Here is a 20,962-nt window from a genome sequence, read left to right as displayed (position 1 = left end):
ATGCCTCAGACTCTCAATACCCAACTGCTGATCATCGGCGGCGGCCCCGGCGGTTACGTGGCGGCGATCCGCGCCGGCCAGCTGGGCATCTCCACCATTCTGGTGGAGGGCCAGGCCCTGGGCGGCACCTGCCTGAACATCGGCTGCATCCCGTCCAAGGCGCTGATCCATGTCGCCGAGCAGTTCCATCAGACCCGCCACCACAGCCAGGGCTCGGCCCTGGGCATCGAAGTGGCGGCGCCAACCCTGAACATCGGCAAGAGCGTGGAATGGAAGGACGGCATCGTCGACCGCCTGACCACCGGGGTTGCCGCGCTGTTGAAGAAAAACAAGGTCCAGGTGATCCAGGGCTGGGCCAAGGTCATCGACGGCAAGACCGTGGAGATCGAAGGCGCCGACACCCGCATCCAGTGCGAGCACCTGCTGCTGGCCACCGGTTCGAAAAGCGTCAACCTGCCGATGCTGCCCCTCGGCGGGCCGATCATCTCCTCCACCGAGGCCCTGGCGCCCAAGGCCCTGCCCAAGCGCCTGAGCGTGGTCGGCGGCGGCTACATCGGCCTGGAGCTGGGCATCGCCTACCGCAAGCTCGGGGTCGAAGTCAGCGTGGTCGAGGCCCAGGAGCGCATCCTTCCGGCCTATGACGCCGAGCTGACCCAACCGGTGCTCGAATCGGTGAAACAGTTGGGGATCAAGCTCTACCTCAAGCACAGCGTGCTCGGCTTCGACGCCGCCAGCAGCAGCCTGCAGGTGCGCGAGCCCAACGGCGACACCCTGAACCTGGCCACCGACCAGGTGCTGGTGGCGGTGGGCCGCAAGCCCAACACCCAGGGCTGGAACCTGGAAGCCCTGAACCTGGACATGAACGGCGCGGCGATCAAGATCGACAACCGCTGCCAGACCAGCATGCGCAACGTCTGGGCCATCGGCGACCTCAGCGGTGAGCCGATGCTCGCGCACCGGGCCATGGCCCAGGGCGAGATGGTCGCCGAGCTGATCGCCGGCAAGCACCGCGAGTTCAACCCGGCGGCAATCCCGGCGGTGTGCTTCACCGACCCGGAACTGGTGGTGGTGGGCAAGACCCCGGACGAAGCCAAGTCGGCCGGCCTGGATTGCATCGTCAGCAGCTTCCCGTTCGCGGCCAATGGCCGGGCCATGACCCTGGAATCGAAAAGCGGTTTCGTGCGGGTGGTGGCGCGACGGGACAATCACCTGATTGTCGGCTGGCAGGCGGTGGGGGTCGGGGTCTCCGAATTGTCCACGGCCTTCGGTCAGTCCCTGGAAATGGGCGCACGCCTGGAAGACATCGGCGGCACCATCCACGCCCACCCGACCCTGGGTGAAGCGGTCCAGGAAGCAGCGCTGCGAGCACTGGGCCACGCCCTGCATCTGTAAGCATTCAGGGGCACACAGGACACTGCCCAGGTAGGAGCGAGCTTGCTCGCGAAAGGGCTGACGTGGATAGCCACGCGTTCGCGCCGGGGCCTTCGCGAGCAAGCTCGCTCCTACAGGGGCTATGGGGGCTGTTATGGGGACGCTTCATAAGCAGGCTATGTTTTTTTGCTCCCCCTCCCATCGTCCGGGATGCGGGACGCCCCCGGAATGCAGTATTGTTGTGCCCATCCAAAAAACGTCAGAAGCCTTGAGCCGTTCCGACGGTTGTTAAGCGATAGAGGGTGTCATGGGTAACGAAAGCATCAATTGGGACAAGCTGGGTTTTGACTACATCAAGACAGACAAGCGCTATCTGTCGCACTGGCGTAATGGCGAGTGGGACAAGGGCACCTTGACCGCTGACAACGTGCTGCACATCAGCGAGGGCTCCACCGCCCTGCACTATGGCCAGCAATGTTTCGAAGGCCTGAAGGCCTACCGCTGCAAGGACGGCTCGATCAACCTGTTCCGCCCGGACCAGAACGCCGCCCGCATGCAGCGCAGCTGCGCACGCCTGCTGATGCCCCAGGTGCCCACCGAGCAGTTCATCGAGGCCTGCAAGGAAGTGGTTCGCGCCAACGAGCGCTTCATCCCGCCTTACGGCACCGGCGGCGCCCTGTACCTGCGCCCGTTCGTGATCGGCGTCGGCGACAACATCGGCGTGCGTACCGCGCCGGAGTTCATCTTCTCGATCTTCGCCATCCCGGTCGGCGCCTACTTCAAGGGCGGCCTGACCCCGCACAACTTCCTGATTTCCAGCTACGACCGTGCAGCCCCGCAAGGCACCGGCGCGGCCAAGGTCGGTGGCAACTACGCCGCCAGCCTGATGCCCGGCTCCGAGGCCAAGAAGGCGCACTTCGCCGACTGCATCTACCTCGACCCGCTGACCCACCGCAAGATCGAGGAAGTCGGCTCGGCCAACTTCTTCGGCATCACCCACGATGACAAGTTCGTCACCCCGAACTCGCCTTCCGTGCTGCCAGGCATCACCCGCCTGTCGCTGATCGAACTGGCCAAGACCCGCCTGGGCCTGGAAGTGATCGAGGGCGACGTGTTCATCGACAAGCTGTCGGACTTCAAGGAAGCCGGTGCCTGCGGTACCGCCGCCGTGATCACCCCGATCGGCGGCATCGAATACCAGAACAAGCTGCACGTGTTCTATAGCGAAAAAGAAGTCGGCCCGATCACCCAGAAGCTCTACAAAGAGCTGACCGGCGTGCAGACCGGCGACGTTGAAGCGCCAGCGGGCTGGATCGTCAAGGTCTGATCCCCCCTGCTTCAGCCAGGCCCGCCCCTGCTTGCCAGGGGCGGGCTTTTTCATGCCTGGAATCTGCCTGTGCGTTCCTGGCAGAGCGGCGTCAGACTTTTCTTGCGGAGCTTTGGCAACGCTCCATAGGACAAGCTTTATCATTCGGACCTCAGCGCCTCCCTCAACCTCGACAACCGGTTCGATCGCAGCGGCTACAGCAACGCCGGTTCCTGCGGCAACCAGGGTGCCCCGCGCAACCTGACGACCAGCTTCAAGTACAGTTGCTGCCGAGGGCCGAGCCCCACCAGGTGGCGCCTTGCCACAGCCAGCGGTGCCCGTCTTCCTCTCGACGAAGGCGGGTCCCTCCCTAGAGGCCGGTTCCGAACAACTTCAACACCTGTCGCGACCCGTCCACCACCAGCAACGCAGCCTGGGAGGCCATGAAGGTGTAGAGGAAGCTGCCGATCAACACACAGAGTTCGAACCAGACGAACATCGGCCAGTTGTCAGCACGCAATGGCCGATCCTGCATGAGTTGCCGCACCGCGTTGCGCGGCAGGTGATAGACAATCTCGAAAATCTTCGTCTCGCGAAAATTCTTCAACAGCGCATACAGCACGGCAAACCCGGTGACGGCTGCCATCCACCAGAATCCGAAGAGCTCCACAGCGCTCTGCCCCTGCCCGTGGTAGCGAGTACTTTGCTGGAAGAAATGCACCCCCACCGCCGAAACCACAGGCATGACCACCCCGAAGTAGATCACCAGCCCCAGGCTGGCCATGGCCACACCGCTGGCAAACACGCTGATGCGGATCACCCAGGCCAGGAACCCGGGGGAGAACTTCGAATAGGCCCTTTGCGTTTCGATCACCAGCAAGGGGATCAGCATGGTCAGCACCCCCACTGCGATGTCCACGGCCTTGAACCCGGTCTTGGGCAACAGCAAGGCCATCAGGAAGGTCGCGCCCCGGCTGCCGACCCGCCACATCATCTTGGCGTCGTCGCTGACGGTCTTCGACCAGAACACCTCGGTAATCCCCTTGCCGTCATCCATGGCTGCCTGCCTCATTGTTCGAAGCCGCCCATTGTCATGGATGGCCCCGACCAATGCCCAGGGCTATCGCTGTGCACCTGGCCAATCCGCTTGCCCGGCCGCGCCGCCACGGCGCTGGCCTGGCCATCACGCTGCTTGCCGTGGCGGGCTTCGCTGATCAGTGCGGGAATCAGCGGGCCTTCCGGCAGGTGCTTCCAGAACCGCGCCGGCAAATGCCCCTGCATGACCTTGGGGTTGAGCCGTGCCGGGTTGAAGATGTGGCTGTAGTAGGCCAGCCACAGGTCGCCCTTGGGGTCTTCGATGGTCTGCGCCAGGTGTTGCCAGGCGCGCGGGCACTGGCGCAGGTGGATCAGCCGCTGGCCGTCATAGCAGACCCCGTCCCGGGGCGTGGCGATGATCCAGCGCTGGCGCCCCAGGCGCCCGATGAAGTGCTCGCTGGCACTGGCCAGGATGTCGTGGGCCGGCTCGTGCCAGGCCACGTACTGCGGCTGCTCTGCGAGGTTCGAGCGGCCTTCGGGCACGCTGACGAAGCGGACGAAGGCATGCAGGTGATGGGCCTCGCGGTCCACCTGCCTGATCCGTCGTTGCAGCTCGCTGCCCAGCGCATCGCCGCTGAGCATCGCCGTGCGATCACCGTGTGCGACCCGCCACAGCACTTCGTACAGCAGGCTCCAGCGCTGCTCTCCGCACCAGGCACCGGCCCGCTCCAGCAGTGGCAACAGCGCCAGGGGAATGCGCGCGCGAAAAGGGCCCGGCTCCTGGGCGAGGTCTTCATCGCTGGCGAACAGGTCGGCTGCCTGCTTGCCGGACCAACTGACCCGGCTCGGGTCGATGGAATGGCTGAGCAGCCAGCGCGCCTGCTGGCGCCAGGTGTCGAACAGGTCGTCGCAGTCCAGGCTGATCATCCCCACAGCCCCATCTGCTGCGGCTGCGGGCGATCGCGCAGTTGCTGGTAGAGCGAGGCACTGCTGCTTTCCGCCTGCTGCGGGTGATAGTCGCTGGTGATGAAGAACGGCTTGGCCTTGCTCAGCACGCAGCGCATGCGCGCCAGGTCTTCGAAGCGGATCCGCCGCTCGCGGCGCAACGCCACCAGGCGCTGGGTGGTGCGCAGGCCAATCCCCGGAATCCGCGAGATCAGCGCCGGCTCGGCGCGGTTCAGGTCGAGGGGAAACACGCTGCGATTCTCCAGGGCCCAGGCCAGCTTGGGGTCGATGTCCAGGGCCAGGTGCCCGGGGCCCTTGAACAGCTCGTTGGCACTAAAACCGTAGCCCCGCAGGAGGAAGTCGGCCTGGTACAGGCGGTGTTCGCGCATCAGCGGCGGCGCGGCCAGGGGCACGCTTTTCGGGCTGTTGGGAATCGGGCTGAAGGCCGAGTAATAGACCCGGCGCAAGCGGAAGTTGCCATACAGCGCCTGGGCACTGTGGAGGATGGTGCTGTCGTCGGTGTCATCGGCGCCGACGATCATCTGGGTGCTCTGCCCGGCCGGGGCGAAACGCGGCGCCCGGGGCTCGTTGAGTACCGTCTGCTCGCCGGTGTAGATGGTCTGCATCGCCTGCTTGATCGAGCCCAGCTGCTTTTCCGGGGCCAGGGTCCTGAGGCCCTGATCGGTGGGCAACTCGACATTCACGCTGAGGCGATCGGCATAGCGCCCGGCCTGCTCGATCAGCGCCGGGTCGGCATCGGGAATGGTCTTGAGGTGGATGTAGCCGCGAAATTCATGCACCTCGCGCAGCAGCTGCGCCACCCGCACCAACTGCTCCATGGTGTAGTCCGCCGAGCGAATGATCCCGGAGCTGAGAAACAGGCCGCTGACACAATTGCGCCGGTAGAAATCCAGGGTCAGGTGCACCACTTCCTCGGGGCTGAAGCGCGCCCGGGGCACGTCGCTGGAACGACGGTTGACGCAGTACTGGCAGTCATAGAGGCAGAAATTGGTCAGCAGGACCTTGAGCAGCGAGACGCAGCGCCCATCCGGGGTATAGCTGTGGCAGATGCCCATGCCGTTGCTCGAACCCAGCCCGCTCTTGCCCTCGGAGCTGCGCTTGGGCGCCCCGCTGCTGGCGCAGGAGGCATCGTACTTGGCCGCATCGGCGAGGATGCTCAACTTGTCGATCAACTGCATGGTCGGGGCCCGGATACTGTTTTTATATACAGTACAGAGTAAAAGCCCGGGACCACAAGGGCGTTGCCAGGGGCAAAGTGAAAAAAATCTCGCCAACCCGTCGGCAGCCTGGTGCTGTTGGCGAAAATCCTTAACATACGCCCGCCCCCACGCTCCTCTGGAAAGGACTCTGTGCCATGCATCGCCTCTACCGTTTCTGCCTGTTCGGCATCGCCCTGCTGTCGAGCCTTGCCGCCAGCGCCACGTCAGACAACCAGGCCCTGATCGACAGGCTGTATGCCGACATCCAGGCCCGGCAAGACTGGCAAGCCCAGGCCAGGCAATGCCCCGGCGACAACATGCCGGCCAGGACCGCGACACGCAGCATGCAAGCCAACCGCTGTGCATCCCCTGGGCAACTGGAGGCCTGCCTGCAGCGCTGCGAAGCCGGCGACGGCAACGACTGCTACTGGCTGGCAACCACCCTGCAACAGGCAAAGGGCCCCGCGGACGGCTATGAACCGCTGTACCAGCGCGCCTGCAGCCTGGGGCTGGTCTCCGGATGCACCAACCGCGCCGCTGGCATGCTCACGGCCGATGCCGACAGCCAGGCCGTCCGGCACTGTGCGGTGCAGACCTTCAACAAGGCCTGTGAGCTGGATGATCCCTGGGCCTGCACCATGTACGGCTTCCACCTGAGCCGGGGCATAGGCGTAACCCCCGATGTCAACCTGGCATTGAAGGTGCTGGAAAAGTCCTGCAAGCACGGCCCCGCCGACCCGGCCTGCAGCGGCGCCCGCCAATTGCAGGAAGAAATCCGCAACGCCGTTGAGGCGGCGAAACGCTGAATCCCTGCGCCTGCTCGCGAGGCGGCTGGGTTCTCAAGAGCTGTGCGGCGCAACCGGGCTTTCGCGGTTGCGCTTGAGACGCTGGCGCAGCCATTCGTAGCCACTGACCATGACGATCCCCGACAGCACCAGCAGCGCGCCGAAGATGAAGCTCCGCTCCAAGGGCTCGTGCAACAGCCACACCCCAAAGCCGATGCCGAACAGCGGAGTCATGAACGACAGCACTCCAAGCCGCGAGGCCGGGTAACGGCGCAGCAGCGTGAACCAGATCAGGAAGCTGGCGAAGGACACCACCAGCACCTGGAACCCCAGGCTGGCGATCACCAGGGGAGTGAAATGGATCCGTGTCTGGCCGAACAGCAGGGCCGCCAGTCCGAGCCAGACGAACGCCCCCAGCAACTGGTATTGCAGAGTGCGGGTGGTCGGGCTGGAAGCCAGCCGCGAACAGCGCACCACCACCGTGGTGGCGCCCCAGGCAACCCCGCCCAGCACCCCGAGAAAATCCCCCAGCAGCACATTGCTGCCGCCACCGTGCCCGGCCGTGGAGGGTCCGCTGAAGGCCACGACTATGCCGCCAAAGGCCACGCCGATGCCCAGCCATTGCGCAGGTTTGAGACGCTCGGCGGGCATCAGCCAATGCAACCCGAGGGCGGCGAAGATCGGCGCGGTATAGAGAAAGATCGCCATGTGCGAGGCCGTGGTGTAGCGCAACCCTTCACCCACCAGCAGAAACTCCAGGGCGAACAACCCGCCCACCAGCAGGCCCGGACGCCAGTGGCCATCGCCCAGCCCCAGGCTCTCGCCGCGCCAGCGCATCAGCAGCCCCACCAGCAGCGCCGCGCCGCCGGAACGCAGGGCAATCTGCAGCACAGGGGCAATGTCCGGCGCAGTAGCCTTGAGCGCCACCTGTTGCAGGCCCCAGATCGCGCACAGGCCGACCATCAGGCTACAGGCGGTGGCATCCAGGGGTTGGCGAGTGGCCATGGCAGATCCTTCATGGAGAAAAAGTGATGAAGGATTGTCCGCCTGACAGTTTTCCTAGATATAGTTTTATTCCGCCAGCCCATAGCACTTATCCGCCAACCGGTGCCCACCGTGAACAAAGCCGCGCAACTGCTGCACCTGCCCCCTTTCAGCGAAGCCCTGCCGGCGCCGATCTTCTTTCGCGCGGCCAACCTGCCGGCCCACGCCACCTACCCACGCCACCGCCATCCCTGGGGCGAGTTCGTCTACGCCTACAGCGGGGTGATGGAAATCGAATTGGGCGACCACCATTACCTGGCGCCACCACAGTACGGCATCTGGCTGCCGCCCAATGTCGAGCACATGGGGTTCAACCGCCACGAAGCCTGCCACTGCTCGCTGTACCTGGCGCCCGAGCTGTGCACTGCCCTGCCCGCCCGGCACTGCGCCCTGAGCCTCAGCCCGCTGGTCCTGGCGCTCCTGGACGACCTGCGCCAGGCGCCGCCGGGGCTGCCCCAGAACGACGAACAACAGCGTCTGCTGCAGGTGCTGGTGGACAAGCTGGGGCATGCCTCCTGCGCCGGCAGCTACCTGCCCTCTTCCGATGACCCGCTGCTGGGGCCGGTGCTGCGCACCCTCAAGGCCAACCCCGGAGACCCGCGCTCGCTGCCGCAACTGGCCCATGCCGCCCACACCAGCGAGCGCACGCTGATGCGTCGCAGCCAGCAGGAGCTGGGCATGTCCCTGAGCGAATGGCGTCAGCGCTTGAAAGTGGTGCAGGCCCTGGCCTTGCTGGAACAGGGCCAGACCGTGGAAAGCATTGGCCTGGACCTGGGCTACAGCAGCGCCTCAGCCTTTATCAGCATGTTCCGGCGGATGATGGGCACCACACCGGATGAGTACCGCCGTCAATCCATGGGACGGGACTGAGCCCGCGCACCTATTGATGCTGAACCTGCATCATTGAACTGACCTGCACCTGCGCGTGCATCTGCTCCATCCCTCCTCCCCGGCGCATGCCGCGCACCGGGCAGGCATCCAGGTAGTCCAGGCCCACCGCCAGTTTCAGGTGGCGCTCGGGCCGGGCCAGGCGGTTGGTCACGTCGAAGCTGTACCAGCCGTCGTCGAGCCAGGCTTCGGCCCAGGCATGGCTGGCCAGGTGGCTCTGGTCCTCGGTGCACAGGTAGCCGGAGGCATAGCGCGCGGGAATCCCCAGGCTGCGGGCACAGGCCAGGAACGCATGGGTGTGGTCCTGGCAGACCCCGGCGCCTCCGGCAAAGGCTTCGGCGGCCGTGCTGCCGACTCCGGTGACACCCGGACGGTAAGGCATGTGTTCGGCCAGGGCCTGCATCAGGTCGATCAAGGCCGCGCGATCACGGCGCTGGCCGCAGTGGCGTCGGGCAAACTCGCTCAGGGCAAGGTCGGCCTGGCTCAGGTGGCTGCTGCGCAGGAACGGCAGCGGCGACTGGCTGTCGCCCTCCACGTCCTGGTCCGGGTCGATCCGCACCTCGCCAAAGGCTGAGAGGACAATCGCCCCGTGGGGCTCGTCGAGGGTCATGACGTGGAGGATGTTGCCGTAGGGATCACGCTGGGCGCGCACCCGGCGTGGCAACTCCAGGTGCCATTCGAGGATCTGCTGGCGCGTGCTGTCCTGAGGCGTGAGGCGCAGGAACTGGATGCTGGTGCAGACTTCGTCGGCGTAGCTGTAGGTCGTGTCGTGACGAATGGACAGTTTCATACCACCTCCAGATAGGACTCGTGCACGGTCTGCCCCAGGTGGCGGACCTGGGCGATGGACTCGGTCAGCCATTGGTGCAGTCCGGAATCGAGGATCTCGTTGATCCCGGTGTAGCGCAGGCGCGCGTTCAACTCGGCAGCCAGGCGCTGGGCCGGGCGGCCGTTGTCTCCCGGCAGGCCGGCGAGGATCTGGTCCAGCTCCTCGATGCAGGCGTGCAGGGAACGCGGCACATCGGCCCGCAACAGCAGCATCTCGGACACCTGCTCGGCGCCCGGAGCATTGCGGTAGATCTCGTTGAACGCCTCGAAGGACGACAAGGCACGAAGCAAGGCGCTCCACTGGTAGTAGCCGCGGGCCGAGTCGTCGCTGACTTCCTCGGATTCCTCGCCGAACATTTCATAACGCACGTCCAGCAGGCGCAGGGTGTTGTCGGCGCGCTCGATGAAGGTCCCCAGGCGAATGAAGCGGTAGGCGTCGTTGCGCATGATGGTGCCGGCGGTGGCACCGCGAAACAGATGGGAGCGCTCCTTGACCCACTCGCAGAACTGGCTGATGCCGTAGCGCCCCAGGCCATTGCGGGCGATGTTGCGCATCTCCAGCCAGGTGGCGTTGATGTTCTCCCACATGTCTGCGGTGATCCGCCCGCGCACCGCGTGGGCATTGCTGCGGGCGGCCCGCAGGCAGCTGTAGATGCTCCCCGGGTTGCTGTCGTCGAGGGCGAAGAAATGCAGCATGCGCTCGGTGTTGAGTTCACCGTGGTGCTGGTGGTAATCCTCCAGGGTGCCGGCCGCCAGCAACGACATGGCCAGCTCGGCATGGCCATCGCCGCGCCCGGCCTGGGGCATCAGCGACAGCGAATAGCTGACTTCGAGCATGCGCGCCAGGTTCTCTGCGCGCTCCAGGTAGCGGGACATCCAGTACAGGTCTGCAGCGGTTCTTGAAAGCATGGTTCAGTCCTCCACCACCCAAGTGTCCTTGGTGCCGCCACCCTGGGACGAGTTCACCACCAGCGAGCCCTCGCGCAGGGCCACCCGGGTCAGGCCGCCGGGCACCAGGCGGGTCTCGCGGCCGGACAGCACAAAGGGGCGCAAATCGATATGCCGCGGGGCGATGCCGCTGTCGACGAAGGTCGGGCAGGTCGACAACGACAGCGTGGGTTGAGCGATATAGGCCTCGGGCCGGGCCTTGAGCCGGGCGCGGAACTCCTCGATCTCCGCCGCCGTGGCCGCCGGGCCCACCAGCATGCCGTAACCGCCGGAACCCTGGGTTTCCTTGACCACCAGGTCCGCCAGGTTGGCCAGTACATGGGACAGTTCGGCGGGCTTGCGGCATTGCCAGGTGGGCACGTTGTTGAGGATCGGCTCCTCGCTGAGGTAGAAGCGGATCATCTCGTCGACATAGGGGTAGATCGACTTGTCGTCGGCGACCCCGGTGCCCACGGCGTTGGCCAGCACCACGTTGCCGCAGCGGTAGGCGGCAATCAGCCCGGGCACCCCGAGCATCGAGTCGGGGTTGAATGACAGCGGGTCGAGGTAGGCATCGTCCAGGCGCCGGTAGATCACATCCACCGCCTGGGCACCGGCGGTGGTGCGCATGAACACCCGGTCGTCACGCACGAACAGATCGGCGCCTTCGACCAGTTCCACGCCCATCTCCCGGGCCAGGAACGCGTGTTCGAAATAGGCGCTGTTGAAGCGTCCCGGGGTCAGCACCACCACGGTCGGGTTATCCAGCGGGCTGGAGCTCTTCAGGGTGTCGAGCAGCAGGTTCGGGTAGTGGTCGATGGGCGCCACCCGCTGGGCGGCGAACAGCTCGGGAAACAGGCGCATCATCATCTTGCGGTCTTCGAGCATGTAGCTGACGCCGCTGGGGGTGCGCAGGTTGTCTTCGAGCACGTAGTAGCGGCCATCACCATCGCGCACCAGGTCGACTCCGGCGATGTGGGCATAGATCCCCCGGTGCAGGTCCTGGCCCTGCATGGCCATCTGATAGCCTTGGTTGGCCAGCACCTGCTCGGCGGGAATGATGCCCTCCTTGAGAATCCGCTGAGCGTGATAGATGTCGGCAAGAAACAGGTTCAGCGCCTGCACCCGCTGGATGCAGCCGCGCTCCACGGTGCGCCATTCGCTGGCCTTGATGCTGCGGGGAATGATGTCGAAGGGAATCAGGCGCTCGGTGCCCTGCTCGTCGCCATACAGGGTGAAGGTGATGCCGGCGCGATGGAACAGCAGGTCGGCTTCGCGCCGGCGCTGGTCCAGCAGTTCCAGGGGGGTGTCCGCCAGCCACTGGGCGAAGGCTTGGTAGTGAGGGCGGCAGGCGCCACTGGCGGCATACATCTCATCAAAAAAAGCGCGGGACATTGCCACTCCTTGCCGTCAGGTCAACGGCTTCTTATCTGAATCCTGTGTGGGTGAAACCCGGCTTCACGCTTGTACAGGGGGCCCTGGTCTTCGAGCACCTCCTGAATCCCTCGATCGGGGCGGCGATGCCGGCCCCTGGAACTGTGATAGCAATCGCTATGCCGCAAATGCACAAGCACCCACACCGGCAGCGGCCAAGCTCGGCCGGCCCAGCTTATGCGACAAATAGATTCAAAAAGGCGACGCGACATTCATCCAGCCATGGGCATCGCTGATGCCCCCTGGGCTTCAAGCGGGGGTCATTCGGGGGCCGGACGAGCAGAATCGGTGCATCAAGCCTGGGAAGGGGTTTCCTTTGCCCCGTTATCGGGAGTTTTCCGCACCGGGCCGGGCATTTCTCCCTGCGCCCGGCCCGGGCCTGCACAGGCTGCGCACCATTGAGGTTCAAGGGCCCGGCCAGATCCCCCGGGAGAGCACTGGCGCCGGCTCAGGTGCGCCCAGGCAAACGCTTGAGGATCCGCGCCACCGCCTGCTGCGGGGACAGCTGCGCGCTGTCCAGGCGCAGGTCCGGCTCCCACGGCTGGTAGTCGTGGTCGAGCACCGACTGCCAGCTCGGCGGCTGCAGGCCCGGTACATCCAGCTGCCGGGTCTCGACCCGCCGCCGGTGTTCCTCAAGGTCGGAACACACCACTTCGATCTCCAGCAGCCCGACTCCCGAGTGGCCGGCCAGTTCGCGCCAGGCCTGGCGGCTCTCGGCCACTGGATTGACACAGTCCGCCAGCACCGGGTTGCCCAGGGCCAGGTTGGCCTGGGCCAGTTGCAGGGCCAGTTGATAGCCGGCCTTGCCGACCTCTGCCAGGCCGGCGTTGCGCAAGCCTTGTTCGAGGCTGTCGATACGCAGATAGGTGGCCTTCAGGTGTGGCACCAGGGCGCGGGCGATGGTGGTCTTGCCGGTTCCCGGCAATCCGCTGAAAACAATGAGCATGCAGGTTCTACCCAGGTCGAGGGAGCCCAGCTTCGGCATAAACGCTCCGCGCGTCCAGGCTTTCTCGCGCTCTTGGCCCCTGCTGGCGGCAGCAGGAGCGACCCGACACCCGGCCGGCCGCGCCTAGCGGACAACGGCCGGCGCAGCTCGCGGCCAGGCCTGCAGGTCGGCGGCCGACATCGGCCGGGCGTACCAGTAGCCCTGGGCCAGGGTGCAGCCCATTTCCAGCAGCAGGCGCCGTTCAAGCGCGGTCTCCACCCCTTCCACCACCAGGCTCATCTGCAGGTTGTGGGCCAGGGCCAGGGAGGCGCCGACCACCGCTCGGCAGCGCGGCTGGCGCACCAGTTCACGGACGAAGTGGGCGTCGAGCTTGATCTGGTTGAAGGGCAGCTCACACAGGCGCTGCAAGGACGAATAGCCGGCGCCGAAATCATCGATGGCCAGGTTGCACTCCATCATCCGCAAGCGCACAAGGTTTTCCAGGCTGATGGCCGGAGCCTCCACCAACCCGACCTCGGTGATCTCGAACGTCAGCAACCGCGGCGGAATCCGGTGGCGCTCGATGGCCTGGCGGATGTGCACGACCACCTCGCTGCACGCCAGTTGCCGGGGTTGCAGATTGAAAGCCAGTTCCAGTTCCTCGCCGCGATCCAGCAGTTGGCGCTGCAGCGCCATGCCCTGATCCAGTTGCTGGCGCAAGACCTGGTCCAGCAGGCCTGCGCTTTCCAGTGCCTCGAGAAAGGCTCCCGGGCCCAGCACCCCGAGCTGCGGGTGGTGCCAGCGCATCAGCACCTCGGCGCCGCAACAACTGGCCTGCTGCAGGTTGAACTTGGGCTGGTAATAGGACACGAACTGGTGCTGCTCCACCCCCTGGCGCAACAACTCAGGGCTGACCGCGACCAGCTTCGGCGGCAACGCTGCAGGCAGTTGCGGCTCGTCCTGCCGATAGAACTCGAGCATCGTCTGCAGGTCCGCCAGCGCTGCCGGCTTGCCTACGTCGCCGAGGACGATCAGGCCATGCAGGCTGACCATCTGCAACACTGCCCGGCGCAGGTCGGCCTCGATCAGGCTGAACAGAATCACCGCCCGCACCAGTCGCTCCTCGCTGGCCCGGCGCAGGAACTCCAGGCCGTCCATTCCCGGCATCTGCAGGTCGCAGAGCACGATGTCGGCCGCTCCCTGCTCACGCAACAGGCGCAACGCACTCAAGCCGTCGAACGCTGCCAGGGGCGCCTTCACCCCCAGGCGGCGCAATTGCTCCACTGCCAACAGTTGCTGCACGGGGTGGTCTTCGAGCACCAGTATCTTCAAGGTCTTCACGGGAGCATCCTGGAGTGGAACGGCGGTGACCGACAAGGAGCCCACGGCGTTTCACCGAAACCATTGCCGCAGACCTGCCGACGCGATGACCTGGAGCGCGTGGATAAAAACAAGCGTATCCCTAACACTGCGCCGGTCAAGGCGTGAGCCGTACCTTTGGTCCGTGCTCCGCACAGCCCTTGTTCAGCACCCGGCGGATCAGGAAAATAGCCTGTTTGGGCCCCGGGCCTTGAACTATATTTCCTCCATTCGCTGCCTTGCCCATACGCTGCTTGACCGACCCTTGCGCCAATCGCTGACCAGGAGCCCCGATGCCCCGTTTTATCCTGCTGCCGGCACTGGCCTGGCTGGCCTGCCTGCCAGCCCTGGGCGACAGCGCAATGCCCTTGCAACTGCTCAACTACGAGTCCCCCCATCACCACGAGCTCGCCCTCGACGCCACGGACTGGCAATGGCTGCGCAACAAGCGCGAACTGGTGCTGGGAACCTCGCGGCAAAACCTTCCGCCCCTGGAGATGGTCACCGAAAGCAACGAGTTCGAGGGCATCACCGCCGACTACCTCGGCCTGCTGGAGGACTCTCTGGGGGTGAAGGTGCGGATCCGCGCCTACCCCAGCCGCGAGGACGCCTTCAGCGCCCTGGCCAGGGGCGAGGTCGACTTCATGGGCAGCGTCACCACCGGTGAAATCCAGGCCCGCCACCTGTTGCAGAGCGACAGCTACATCGTCAATCGGCCGACCCTGGTGGCCCGCCTGGGCGGCTCGCCGTCAATCAAGGACGGGCTCCAGGGGCGCAGCCTGGCCATCTCCGGGGACGCGGTGACCGCGCAGGTCGCCCACCAGATGTACCCCAAGGCACGGATCGAGACCTTCCCCAGCGCCGATGCCGCCATGGCCGCCGTGGCCTTCGGCCAGGTGGACGTTCTGCTCAGCGATGCGGTCTCGGCGCAGTTCCTGATTTCACGCAATTACAGCGACTACCTGCGGGTGATCTACAGCGGCCCGGCCGGCACCTCGGGTTTTGCCTTCGCCCTGAGCCCGGACAACCACCAGTTGCAGCGCCTGCTCAACCAGGCATTGCAGGCGGTGCACAAGGAGCAGGACATCAGCATCCGCAATCGCTGGGGCGACCGCCTGCTGCTGAGCCTGGACAAGACCGACCTGAGTCCCGATGAACAACACTGGATCGAGCAGAACCCCCTGGTGCGCATCGGCATCCACCGCTACCTGCCGCCGCTGTCCTACTTCGATGCCGACGACAACTACCTGGGGATCACCGCCGACCTGCTGGCAATGCTCGAAGCCAAGACCGGACTGACCTTCGTCATCACCCCCCAGACCAGCCTCAAGGACCTCAACGACGCCGTACGCGCGGGCCGGGTGCAGATGGTCGCCGACCTGGCCCGCAACCCTGAGCGCGAAAGCTACCTGCGCTTCACCCGCCCTTACCTGGTCGGGCCCTACATGCTGATCACCCGTGACGAACCCGGGGCCCCCAGGAGCCTGGAGGAGATGGCCGGCAAGACCCTGCTGATCGGCAGCGGCCATGCCCTGCTGCCGATGCTGCGCGAGCGTTTTCCCCAGGTGCACCTGGAGGAAGTGCAGACCAACTTCGAGATCCTCACCCTGCTGCGCGACCACAAGGGCGACGGCGCGGTGCAGGCGGAGATTTCCATCAGCTTCAACATGCCGCGGATCAAGGAAGACCAGCTCAAGGTCGCCTCGGTGGTCAACCTGCCCCTGCTCAACGAGTCCTTTGGCATCCGGCGCGATCAGACGGAGCTGTTCAGCATCATCGACAAGTCCCTGCGCAGCATCGCCCCCGACGCCATCACCGAGCTCAACAATCGCTGGCGCTCGAAGGCCGCGATCGCACCGCCCTCCTGGCGCGACTACCGCTACATCATCTACCTGGTGGGCGCAGGCTCGGCGGTGCTGTTGCTGATCGCCCTGGCCTGGGGCTACGCCATGCGCCGCCAGGTCAACCAGCGGCTGCACGCCGAGCAGGCGCTCAACGACCAGATGCGCTTCATGGACGCACTGATCAACGGCACGCCGAACCCGATCTACGTGCGCGACCTGGACCGCCGCCTGGTGATCTGCAACGACAGCTACCTCAAGGCCCTCGGCGCCCGGCGCGAAGAAATGCTGGGCACCCACTTCGAGCAGTTGTCGGTCCCCGAGGCCCGGGAGTTCGCCGTGGACTTCCAGGCCATTCTCGAAGGCGGCCAGCCGATGCTGGTGGACCGGGTGGTGCACCTGCAGGGCAAGCGCCTGAACGTCTATCACTGGATGCTGCCGTACCGTAACGGCCAGGGCGAAATCATCGGGATCATCGGCGGCTGGCTGGACATCAGCGAACGCCAGCAACTGCTGGAGCAGCTGCAGCAGGCCAAGCAGGATGCCGATGAGGCCAACCGGGCCAAGACCACCTTCCTGGCGACCATGAGCCACGAGATCCGCACCCCCATGAGCGCGGTGATCGGCATGCTCGAGCTGGCCCTCAAGCGTGCCGACCAGGGCCAGCTCGACCGCTCTTCGATCGAGGTGGCCTACGGTTCGGCCCAGAGCCTGCTGGACCTGATCGGCGACATCCTGGATATCGCCCGGATCGAGAGCGGGCACCTGAGCCTGAGCCCCGAGCGGGCCAACCTGCGGGAACTGGTGGAGTCGGTGTTCCGGGTGTTCGATGGCCTGGCCCGGCAAAAAGGCCTGCGCCTGGAGCTGGACCTGGACAGCAGCGCCAGCGGCGACGTGCTAGTGGACCCCATGCGCTTCAAGCAGATCCTGTCGAACCTGATCAGCAATGCGATCAAGTTCACCGACAGCGGCAGTGTCCAGGTCAGCCTCAGGGCCAGCCCCGACGACTCGTCCCAATTGCCCGTACACCTGACGGTCAGGGACACCGGCATCGGTATCGCCGCCAGTGACCTGCAGCGGTTGTTCCAGCCCTTCAGCCAAGTCCCCGGGCAGCACCAGAACGCCCGGTCGGGCAACGGCCTGGGCCTGGTGATCTGCCGCACCCTGTGCGAAATGATGGGCGGGCACCTGACCTTGGACAGTCGTCCCGGCGAGGGAACCCAGGTACTGGTCGACCTGCAGCTGAGCCGCCTTGAAGCCTTGCCGCAACAACCCCAGGCCGCACCGGCGATCGAGGTGCTGGCCGCCAGGCCCTCGCTGCACATCCTGGTGGTGGACGACAGCCAGGCCAATCGCCAGTTGCTCTGCGAACAGCTGAAGTTCCTCGACTATTCCCCGAGCCAGGCACGGGACGGGGCCGAGGCCCTCCTGGCATGGCAGCGGGAAACCTTCGACCTGGTGATCACCGACTGCAACATGCCGGTGATCAACGGCTACGAACTGGCCCGCAGGATCCGCGCCGCCGAGCAGGCCCAGAACCGGCCGCCGGTGCAGATCTTCGGCTTTACCGCCAACGTCCAGCCCGACGAAGAGCAGCGCTGCCGCGATGCCGGAATGAATGGCTGCCTCTTCAAGCCCATCGCCCTGCCGGAATTGGACCGCCGCCTGCGCCAGTTGGGGCCCTTGCCGCGGCCGCCACTGAAGATCGACAACGCGCGGTATGACATCCACCAACTGGACCACCTGACCGGCGGCGATCCGCAGGTCATCCAGCGGGTACTCAAGGGCCTGCACCAGAGCAACCGGCAGGACCTGAAGCAGGTCCGCGCACTGCTCGCCAGCGACCGCACGCAAGGGGTAGCCGACCTCGCCCACCGCATCCTCGGCGCGGCGCAGATCATCAAGGCCAAGGCCCTGATCGACGAGTGCAATTACCTGGAAAACGCCTGCGACGACAGTGCCGACAGGGAGCGGATCAAGGCAGCGTTGATCCGCCTGGAACAGGCGATGATCGACCTCGACCGCGACCTGCAGGGATCCATCACAACCGAATGAACCCGGCGCTTCGGCCCTGGAGGCCCGGGCGCTCCTGCCGGGCCCCCACCAGGCGACTCAGCCGCCCAGATGCTGCAGCTCCCGGGCGGTAGACGCCGACAGCGGCCTGGACGGCTGGATCAGGGCCATGCTGAAGCGCTTGCTGATGTAGCGCCCGCCCGTGGCGGTCAGGGTCAGGGCGCGGCTGTCCAGGTCCTGGGTCAGCCACTTGCGCTCCAGCAGTGACCGCAACAGTGCCGCGCCCAGGGCACCTCCCAGGTGCGGGCGGCGCATGCTCCAGTCCAGGCACGGGCAGGCGAAGCGCCGGCGCAGGGTGGCCAGTTCGGCCACCTCGATGCCCAGGCTCTTGAAGAACTCGACGCCGCTGTCGCTGACCCGGTACTCCTCGCCCTCCTCGGCCGCCAGCAGCCAGCCGGCTTCGAGCAGTCGGTCGTGCAACTGCACCCCCAGGGTGCCCGCCAGGTGGTCGTAGCAGGTACGGGCGAACTGCAGCCGGTCCGGCGTGCGTGGGGTAAAGCTCGGCGTGCTGCTTCGGCCGATCACCATCAGCGCCTCCAGGGCCTGGGCCACCAGCGGGTCGCTCAGGCAGTAGTAGCGGTGCCGGCCCTGGACCTGCAGCCGCAGCAGGCCGGCATCCTTGAGCTTGGCCAGGTGGGCGCTGGCGGTGGAGGGGCTGACCTCGGCAATCGCCGCCAGCTCGGTGCTGGTCCGGGCATGCCCGTCCATCAGCGCACAGAGCATCCGGGTACGGGCCGGCTCGGCGATCGCCGCCGCCACATTGGATACCCCCAGGTCGTTTTGCACTGCATTCATATTTCGCTCCCTGACGAATCATGTCTTCGAAAGGATGAGGATAGTAGCAACCTGGATATCTGCCGAACAAAGAGATAAATCATGGACCCGATCAGCGCTGCTACCCATTTTGACCCATACGACTTCTACTACGCCCGCCTGCGCGCCCGGGGCGGCCTGACCTACGATTCCCGACTCGGGCTATGGGTCGCCAGCAGTGCCGAGGCGGTGGCCGCGGTGCTCGATCACCCGGCCTGCCGCGTGCGCCCGGCCCATGAAGCGGTGCCCCGGGCGATTGCAGGCGGCCCCGCCGGCGAGCTGTTCGCCCGCCTGATGCGGATGAACGACGGCCAGCGTCACGCTTGCCCTCGCGCGGCCATCGAACCCGGCCTGCAAGCCCTGGCAGGCGTCGACCTCAGGGCCTGCCTGGCCCAGTGGCACCCGGCCCTGGAGGCGCCGAGCTGCGCCGCCGACCTGCATCGCTGGCAATTCCGTCTGCCGGTGGCGCTGGTGGCCGGCCTGCTGGGAGTGGCCGCCGAGCAGCGTGAAGCACTCGCCCTGCGCACCAGCGAGTTCGTCGCCTGCTTCTCGCCCCTCAGCGATCCGGCCCAGTTGCAGGCTGCCCAGAGTGCCGCGCAGTACCTGAATGGCCAGATGCAGGCCCTGGTGGCTGCCGAGGAACACAGCCCGCTGCTGAGCGGCATCCTGCGCCTGCGGGGCGAGCTTTGCCCGGCGGACCTGTGCGCCAACCTGGTGGGTCTGCTGGGGCAAACCCACGATGCCTGCGCCGGGCTGATCGGCAACAGCCTGGTTGCCCTGCTCGCAGACCCGGCGCTCTGCCAGCGCCTGCGCCAGGCGCCCGGCCAGCTCGGTGCCTGGCTCATCCAGCGCCAGCGCCTGGACCCGCCGGTGCAGAACACCCGGCGCTTTGTCGCCGAACCCTGCACCGTGCATGGGGTCGAGTTGCAGGCCGGCGATACCTTGCTGGTGCTGCTGGCAGCCGCCAACCATGACCCGGCTCTGGCCGCCGTCACCGGCAGCGACCCGGCCCACCAGGGCTTCAGCTTCGGCAGTGGCGTGCACCGGTGCCCTGGCCGGGGGCTGGCGCTGAACATCGTCCAGACCCTGCTGCAGGCCCTGTTGCAGTCGCCAGGGCTGAACCAACTGAAGCTCGAGCGGCACTACCTGCCTTCGGTCAACGGGCGCATCGCGCTGTTCAGCGACCGGCCGCAGGTGAGCGCATGATTGCCGTGATCTTCGAGGTCTTGCCGCACCCCGAGCGGCGTGAGCACTACCTGGCGCTGGCCGCCGGCCTGGGCGCCCGGCTTGCCGGGATCGACGGGTTCATTTCCATCGAGCGCTTCCAGAGCCTCGGCCAGCCGGAAAAACTGCTGTCGCTGTCGTTCTGGCGCGACGAGCAGGCCGTGGCCCGATGGCGCACCCTGGAGTGCCATCGCCAGGCGCAGTCCCAGGGACGCACGGGGATCTTCGTCGACTATCGCCTGCGGGTCGCCACGGTGCTGCGCGACTATGGCCTGCATCAACGCGAGCAGGCCCCCGAGGACAGTCGCCAGGCCCATGGGCCCGGCAAGCAGGAGCCGAGCAATTGAAGCCGGCGGTCTTGGCAAACGGCGCCGCACTGGGGTAAAAGGTGCGCCCGCCGGCGCCGCGGTTCATCGAAAAAGGAGTGAGCATGCTGTTTGTGGTGATGCTGGGGGGCAAGCACCCCAGAGCGAAGATCGAAGTCCACGACGTGCAGTTCGTGGTTGCCGACAGCCTTGCGACCGCCTACCCGCAACTGCGCGAAGGCTGGTTCGGCAGCCCCGCCGGCCTGCACATCGACTCCTGGATGAAGGTCGACGGGGTCGAGGACTACCGGCTCGAACTCAGCCCCCTGGCCCCGGCGGCCGATGCACCACGCCTGTTTTTCCTCAACCTGGGCGGCTACGAGGCCGCCACCTTCGGTGAAGCTCATCGTTACCTGCTGGTGGTGGCCCGGGACAGGCTCGAAGCCAAGGCCAAGGGCAAGCAGCAAATGCTCGCCCACTGGCACAAGCCCCACACCGACGCCTTGCTGGATGTCGACGACTGCCTGCCGGTCGACCTGGTCGACGGGCGTTATGTGCACCTGGTGCACGGCCCGCACCAGGGCATCGTGCAGCACAACGACTACATCATCCTCGGCTAGCCCCGGAGCCTGGCGTCGC

General features: G+C 66.0%; 18 protein-coding genes. 8 read left to right on the top strand and 10 right to left on the bottom strand.

Annotated elements, in window-relative coordinates; genetic code table 11:
- Both lpdA and U873_RS0109850 read left to right on the top strand, forming a co-directional pair.
- On the top strand, nucleotides 1-1,392 hold the full coding sequence (lpdA, locus tag U873_RS0109855) for a dihydrolipoyl dehydrogenase (RefSeq protein WP_025128096.1): 1,392 nt from the start codon (nucleotides 1-3) through the stop codon (nucleotides 1,390-1,392).
- A 286-nt stretch (nucleotides 1,393-1,678) separates the two neighbouring features.
- Nucleotides 1,679-2,698, top strand: coding sequence for a branched-chain amino acid aminotransferase (locus tag U873_RS0109850; RefSeq protein WP_025128095.1), 1,020 nt, complete (start codon nucleotides 1,679-1,681; stop codon nucleotides 2,696-2,698).
- A 349-nt stretch (nucleotides 2,699-3,047) separates the two neighbouring features.
- On the opposite strand, the gene U873_RS0109845 is transcribed toward U873_RS0109850, so the two are convergent.
- Genes U873_RS0109845 through U873_RS0109835 form a run of 3 tightly spaced genes read right to left on the bottom strand, consistent with a single transcriptional unit; the run spans nucleotide 3,048 to nucleotide 5,856 of the window.
- Complete coding sequence (locus U873_RS0109845; protein ID WP_025128094.1) at nucleotides 3,048-3,734, bottom strand: hypothetical protein; 687 nt, start codon at nucleotides 3,732-3,734, stop codon at nucleotides 3,048-3,050.
- An 11-nt stretch (nucleotides 3,735-3,745) separates the two neighbouring features.
- Complete coding sequence (locus U873_RS0109840) at nucleotides 3,746-4,639, bottom strand: TIGR03915 family putative DNA repair protein (RefSeq protein WP_025128093.1); 894 nt, start codon at nucleotides 4,637-4,639, stop codon at nucleotides 3,746-3,748.
- A complete protein-coding gene (locus U873_RS0109835; RefSeq protein ID WP_025128092.1) occupies nucleotides 4,636-5,856 on the bottom strand; it encodes a putative DNA modification/repair radical SAM protein in 1,221 nt (406 codons plus the stop codon). Before U873_RS0109835 ends, U873_RS0109840 begins: the two co-directional genes overlap by 4 nt.
- A gap of 176 nt (nucleotides 5,857-6,032) precedes the next feature.
- Here U873_RS0109835 and U873_RS0109830 point away from each other — a divergent pair, with 176 nt between their 5' ends.
- Nucleotides 6,033-6,683, top strand: a complete 651-nt coding sequence (locus tag U873_RS0109830; RefSeq protein ID WP_025128091.1) for a sel1 repeat family protein — start codon at nucleotides 6,033-6,035, stop codon at nucleotides 6,681-6,683.
- A gap of 33 nt (nucleotides 6,684-6,716) precedes the next feature.
- On the opposite strand, the gene U873_RS0109825 is transcribed toward U873_RS0109830, so the two are convergent.
- The gene (locus tag U873_RS0109825) at nucleotides 6,717-7,667 is read right to left on the bottom strand and encodes a DMT family transporter (protein WP_025128090.1); all 951 of its coding nucleotides are present in this window, start codon (nucleotides 7,665-7,667) and stop codon (nucleotides 6,717-6,719) included.
- A gap of 111 nt (nucleotides 7,668-7,778) precedes the next feature.
- Between U873_RS0109825 and U873_RS0109820 the strand changes: the two genes are divergently transcribed.
- Nucleotides 7,779-8,576 carry a helix-turn-helix domain-containing protein gene (locus U873_RS0109820; protein ID WP_025128089.1) on the top strand — a complete coding sequence of 266 codons (798 nt, stop codon included), beginning with the start codon at nucleotides 7,779-7,781 and terminating at the stop codon, nucleotides 8,574-8,576.
- Between the two features lie 10 nt (nucleotides 8,577-8,586).
- Here the strand turns inward: U873_RS0109820 and U873_RS0109815 are convergent, their stop codons facing one another.
- From U873_RS0109815 to U873_RS0109795, 5 genes are all read right to left on the bottom strand, one after another.
- Nucleotides 8,587-9,384 carry a transglutaminase family protein gene (locus U873_RS0109815; RefSeq protein WP_025128088.1) on the bottom strand — a complete coding sequence of 266 codons (798 nt, stop codon included), beginning with the start codon at nucleotides 9,382-9,384 and terminating at the stop codon, nucleotides 8,587-8,589.
- On the bottom strand, nucleotides 9,381-10,331 hold the full coding sequence (locus U873_RS0109810; protein WP_025128087.1) for an alpha-E domain-containing protein: 951 nt from the start codon (nucleotides 10,329-10,331) through the stop codon (nucleotides 9,381-9,383). Before U873_RS0109810 ends, U873_RS0109815 begins: the two co-directional genes overlap by 4 nt.
- Nucleotides 10,332-10,334: 3 nt before the next feature.
- Nucleotides 10,335-11,744: a circularly permuted type 2 ATP-grasp protein gene (locus U873_RS0109805; RefSeq protein ID WP_025128086.1), complete on the bottom strand. Its 1,410-nt coding sequence runs from the start codon at nucleotides 11,742-11,744 to the stop codon at nucleotides 10,335-10,337.
- A 487-nt stretch (nucleotides 11,745-12,231) separates the two neighbouring features.
- Nucleotides 12,232-12,729: an ATP-binding protein gene (locus U873_RS0109800; protein ID WP_025128085.1), complete on the bottom strand. Its 498-nt coding sequence runs from the start codon at nucleotides 12,727-12,729 to the stop codon at nucleotides 12,232-12,234.
- A gap of 123 nt (nucleotides 12,730-12,852) precedes the next feature.
- The gene (locus U873_RS0109795) at nucleotides 12,853-14,049 is read right to left on the bottom strand and encodes an EAL domain-containing protein (protein ID WP_025128084.1); all 1,197 of its coding nucleotides are present in this window, start codon (nucleotides 14,047-14,049) and stop codon (nucleotides 12,853-12,855) included.
- 311 nt (nucleotides 14,050-14,360) lie between these two features.
- On the opposite strand from U873_RS0109795, the gene U873_RS0109790 reads away from it, so the two are divergent.
- Nucleotides 14,361-17,963: a transporter substrate-binding domain-containing protein gene (locus tag U873_RS0109790; protein ID WP_029978298.1), complete on the top strand. Its 3,603-nt coding sequence runs from the start codon at nucleotides 14,361-14,363 to the stop codon at nucleotides 17,961-17,963.
- A 57-nt stretch (nucleotides 17,964-18,020) separates the two neighbouring features.
- Here the strand turns inward: U873_RS0109790 and U873_RS0109785 are convergent, their stop codons facing one another.
- Entirely contained in the window at nucleotides 18,021-18,776 is a 756-nt protein-coding gene (locus tag U873_RS0109785; RefSeq protein WP_025128082.1) for a metalloregulator ArsR/SmtB family transcription factor, read from the bottom strand.
- Nucleotides 18,777-18,857: 81 nt separating this feature from the next.
- Here U873_RS0109785 and U873_RS0109780 point away from each other — a divergent pair, with 81 nt between their 5' ends.
- From U873_RS0109780 to U873_RS0109770, 3 genes are all read left to right on the top strand, one after another.
- The gene (locus tag U873_RS0109780) at nucleotides 18,858-20,000 is read left to right on the top strand and encodes a cytochrome P450 (RefSeq protein WP_025128081.1); all 1,143 of its coding nucleotides are present in this window, start codon (nucleotides 18,858-18,860) and stop codon (nucleotides 19,998-20,000) included.
- The gene (locus tag U873_RS0109775) at nucleotides 19,997-20,365 is read left to right on the top strand and encodes an antibiotic biosynthesis monooxygenase (RefSeq protein ID WP_025128080.1); all 369 of its coding nucleotides are present in this window, start codon (nucleotides 19,997-19,999) and stop codon (nucleotides 20,363-20,365) included. The genes U873_RS0109780 and U873_RS0109775 overlap by 4 nt, the downstream gene beginning before the upstream one ends.
- 83 nt (nucleotides 20,366-20,448) lie before the next feature.
- Nucleotides 20,449-20,943 carry a DUF1543 domain-containing protein gene (locus U873_RS0109770; RefSeq protein WP_025128079.1) on the top strand — a complete coding sequence of 165 codons (495 nt, stop codon included), beginning with the start codon at nucleotides 20,449-20,451 and terminating at the stop codon, nucleotides 20,941-20,943.
- Nucleotides 20,944-20,962: the final 19 nt, after the last annotated feature.

Source organism: Pseudomonas sp. PH1b, assembly GCF_000633395.1.
In the GTDB taxonomy this organism is placed as follows: domain Bacteria; phylum Pseudomonadota; class Gammaproteobacteria; order Pseudomonadales; family Pseudomonadaceae; genus Aquipseudomonas.
This window is presented reverse-complemented; position numbering and strand designations above follow the sequence as displayed.

What these genes read in the sequence shown, in the direction of transcription:
- lpdA (WP_025128096.1), top strand. Translation starts at nt 1, where the DNA reads ATGCCTCAGACTCTCAATACCCAACTGCTGATCATCGGCGGCGGCCCC.
- U873_RS0109850 (WP_025128095.1), top strand. Translation starts at nt 1,679, where the DNA reads ATGGGTAACGAAAGCATCAATTGGGACAAGCTGGGTTTTGACTACATC.
- U873_RS0109845 (WP_025128094.1), bottom strand. Translation starts at nt 3,734, where the DNA reads ATGGATGACGGCAAGGGGATTACCGAGGTGTTCTGGTCGAAGACCGTC.
- U873_RS0109840 (WP_025128093.1), bottom strand. Translation starts at nt 4,639, where the DNA reads ATGATCAGCCTGGACTGCGACGACCTGTTCGACACCTGGCGCCAGCAG.
- U873_RS0109835 (WP_025128092.1), bottom strand. Translation starts at nt 5,856, where the DNA reads ATGCAGTTGATCGACAAGTTGAGCATCCTCGCCGATGCGGCCAAGTAC.
- U873_RS0109830 (WP_025128091.1), top strand. Translation starts at nt 6,033, where the DNA reads ATGCATCGCCTCTACCGTTTCTGCCTGTTCGGCATCGCCCTGCTGTCG.
- U873_RS0109825 (WP_025128090.1), bottom strand. Translation starts at nt 7,667, where the DNA reads ATGGCCACTCGCCAACCCCTGGATGCCACCGCCTGTAGCCTGATGGTC.
- U873_RS0109815 (WP_025128088.1), bottom strand. Translation starts at nt 9,384, where the DNA reads ATGAAACTGTCCATTCGTCACGACACGACCTACAGCTACGCCGACGAA.
- U873_RS0109810 (WP_025128087.1), bottom strand. Translation starts at nt 10,331, where the DNA reads ATGCTTTCAAGAACCGCTGCAGACCTGTACTGGATGTCCCGCTACCTG.
- U873_RS0109805 (WP_025128086.1), bottom strand. Translation starts at nt 11,744, where the DNA reads ATGTCCCGCGCTTTTTTTGATGAGATGTATGCCGCCAGTGGCGCCTGC.
- U873_RS0109800 (WP_025128085.1), bottom strand. Translation starts at nt 12,729, where the DNA reads ATGCTCATTGTTTTCAGCGGATTGCCGGGAACCGGCAAGACCACCATC.
- U873_RS0109790 (WP_029978298.1), top strand. Translation starts at nt 14,361, where the DNA reads ATGCCCCGTTTTATCCTGCTGCCGGCACTGGCCTGGCTGGCCTGCCTG.
- U873_RS0109785 (WP_025128082.1), bottom strand. Translation starts at nt 18,776, where the DNA reads ATGAATGCAGTGCAAAACGACCTGGGGGTATCCAATGTGGCGGCGGCG.
- U873_RS0109780 (WP_025128081.1), top strand. Translation starts at nt 18,858, where the DNA reads ATGGACCCGATCAGCGCTGCTACCCATTTTGACCCATACGACTTCTAC.
- U873_RS0109775 (WP_025128080.1), top strand. Translation starts at nt 19,997, where the DNA reads ATGATTGCCGTGATCTTCGAGGTCTTGCCGCACCCCGAGCGGCGTGAG.
- U873_RS0109770 (WP_025128079.1), top strand. Translation starts at nt 20,449, where the DNA reads ATGCTGTTTGTGGTGATGCTGGGGGGCAAGCACCCCAGAGCGAAGATC.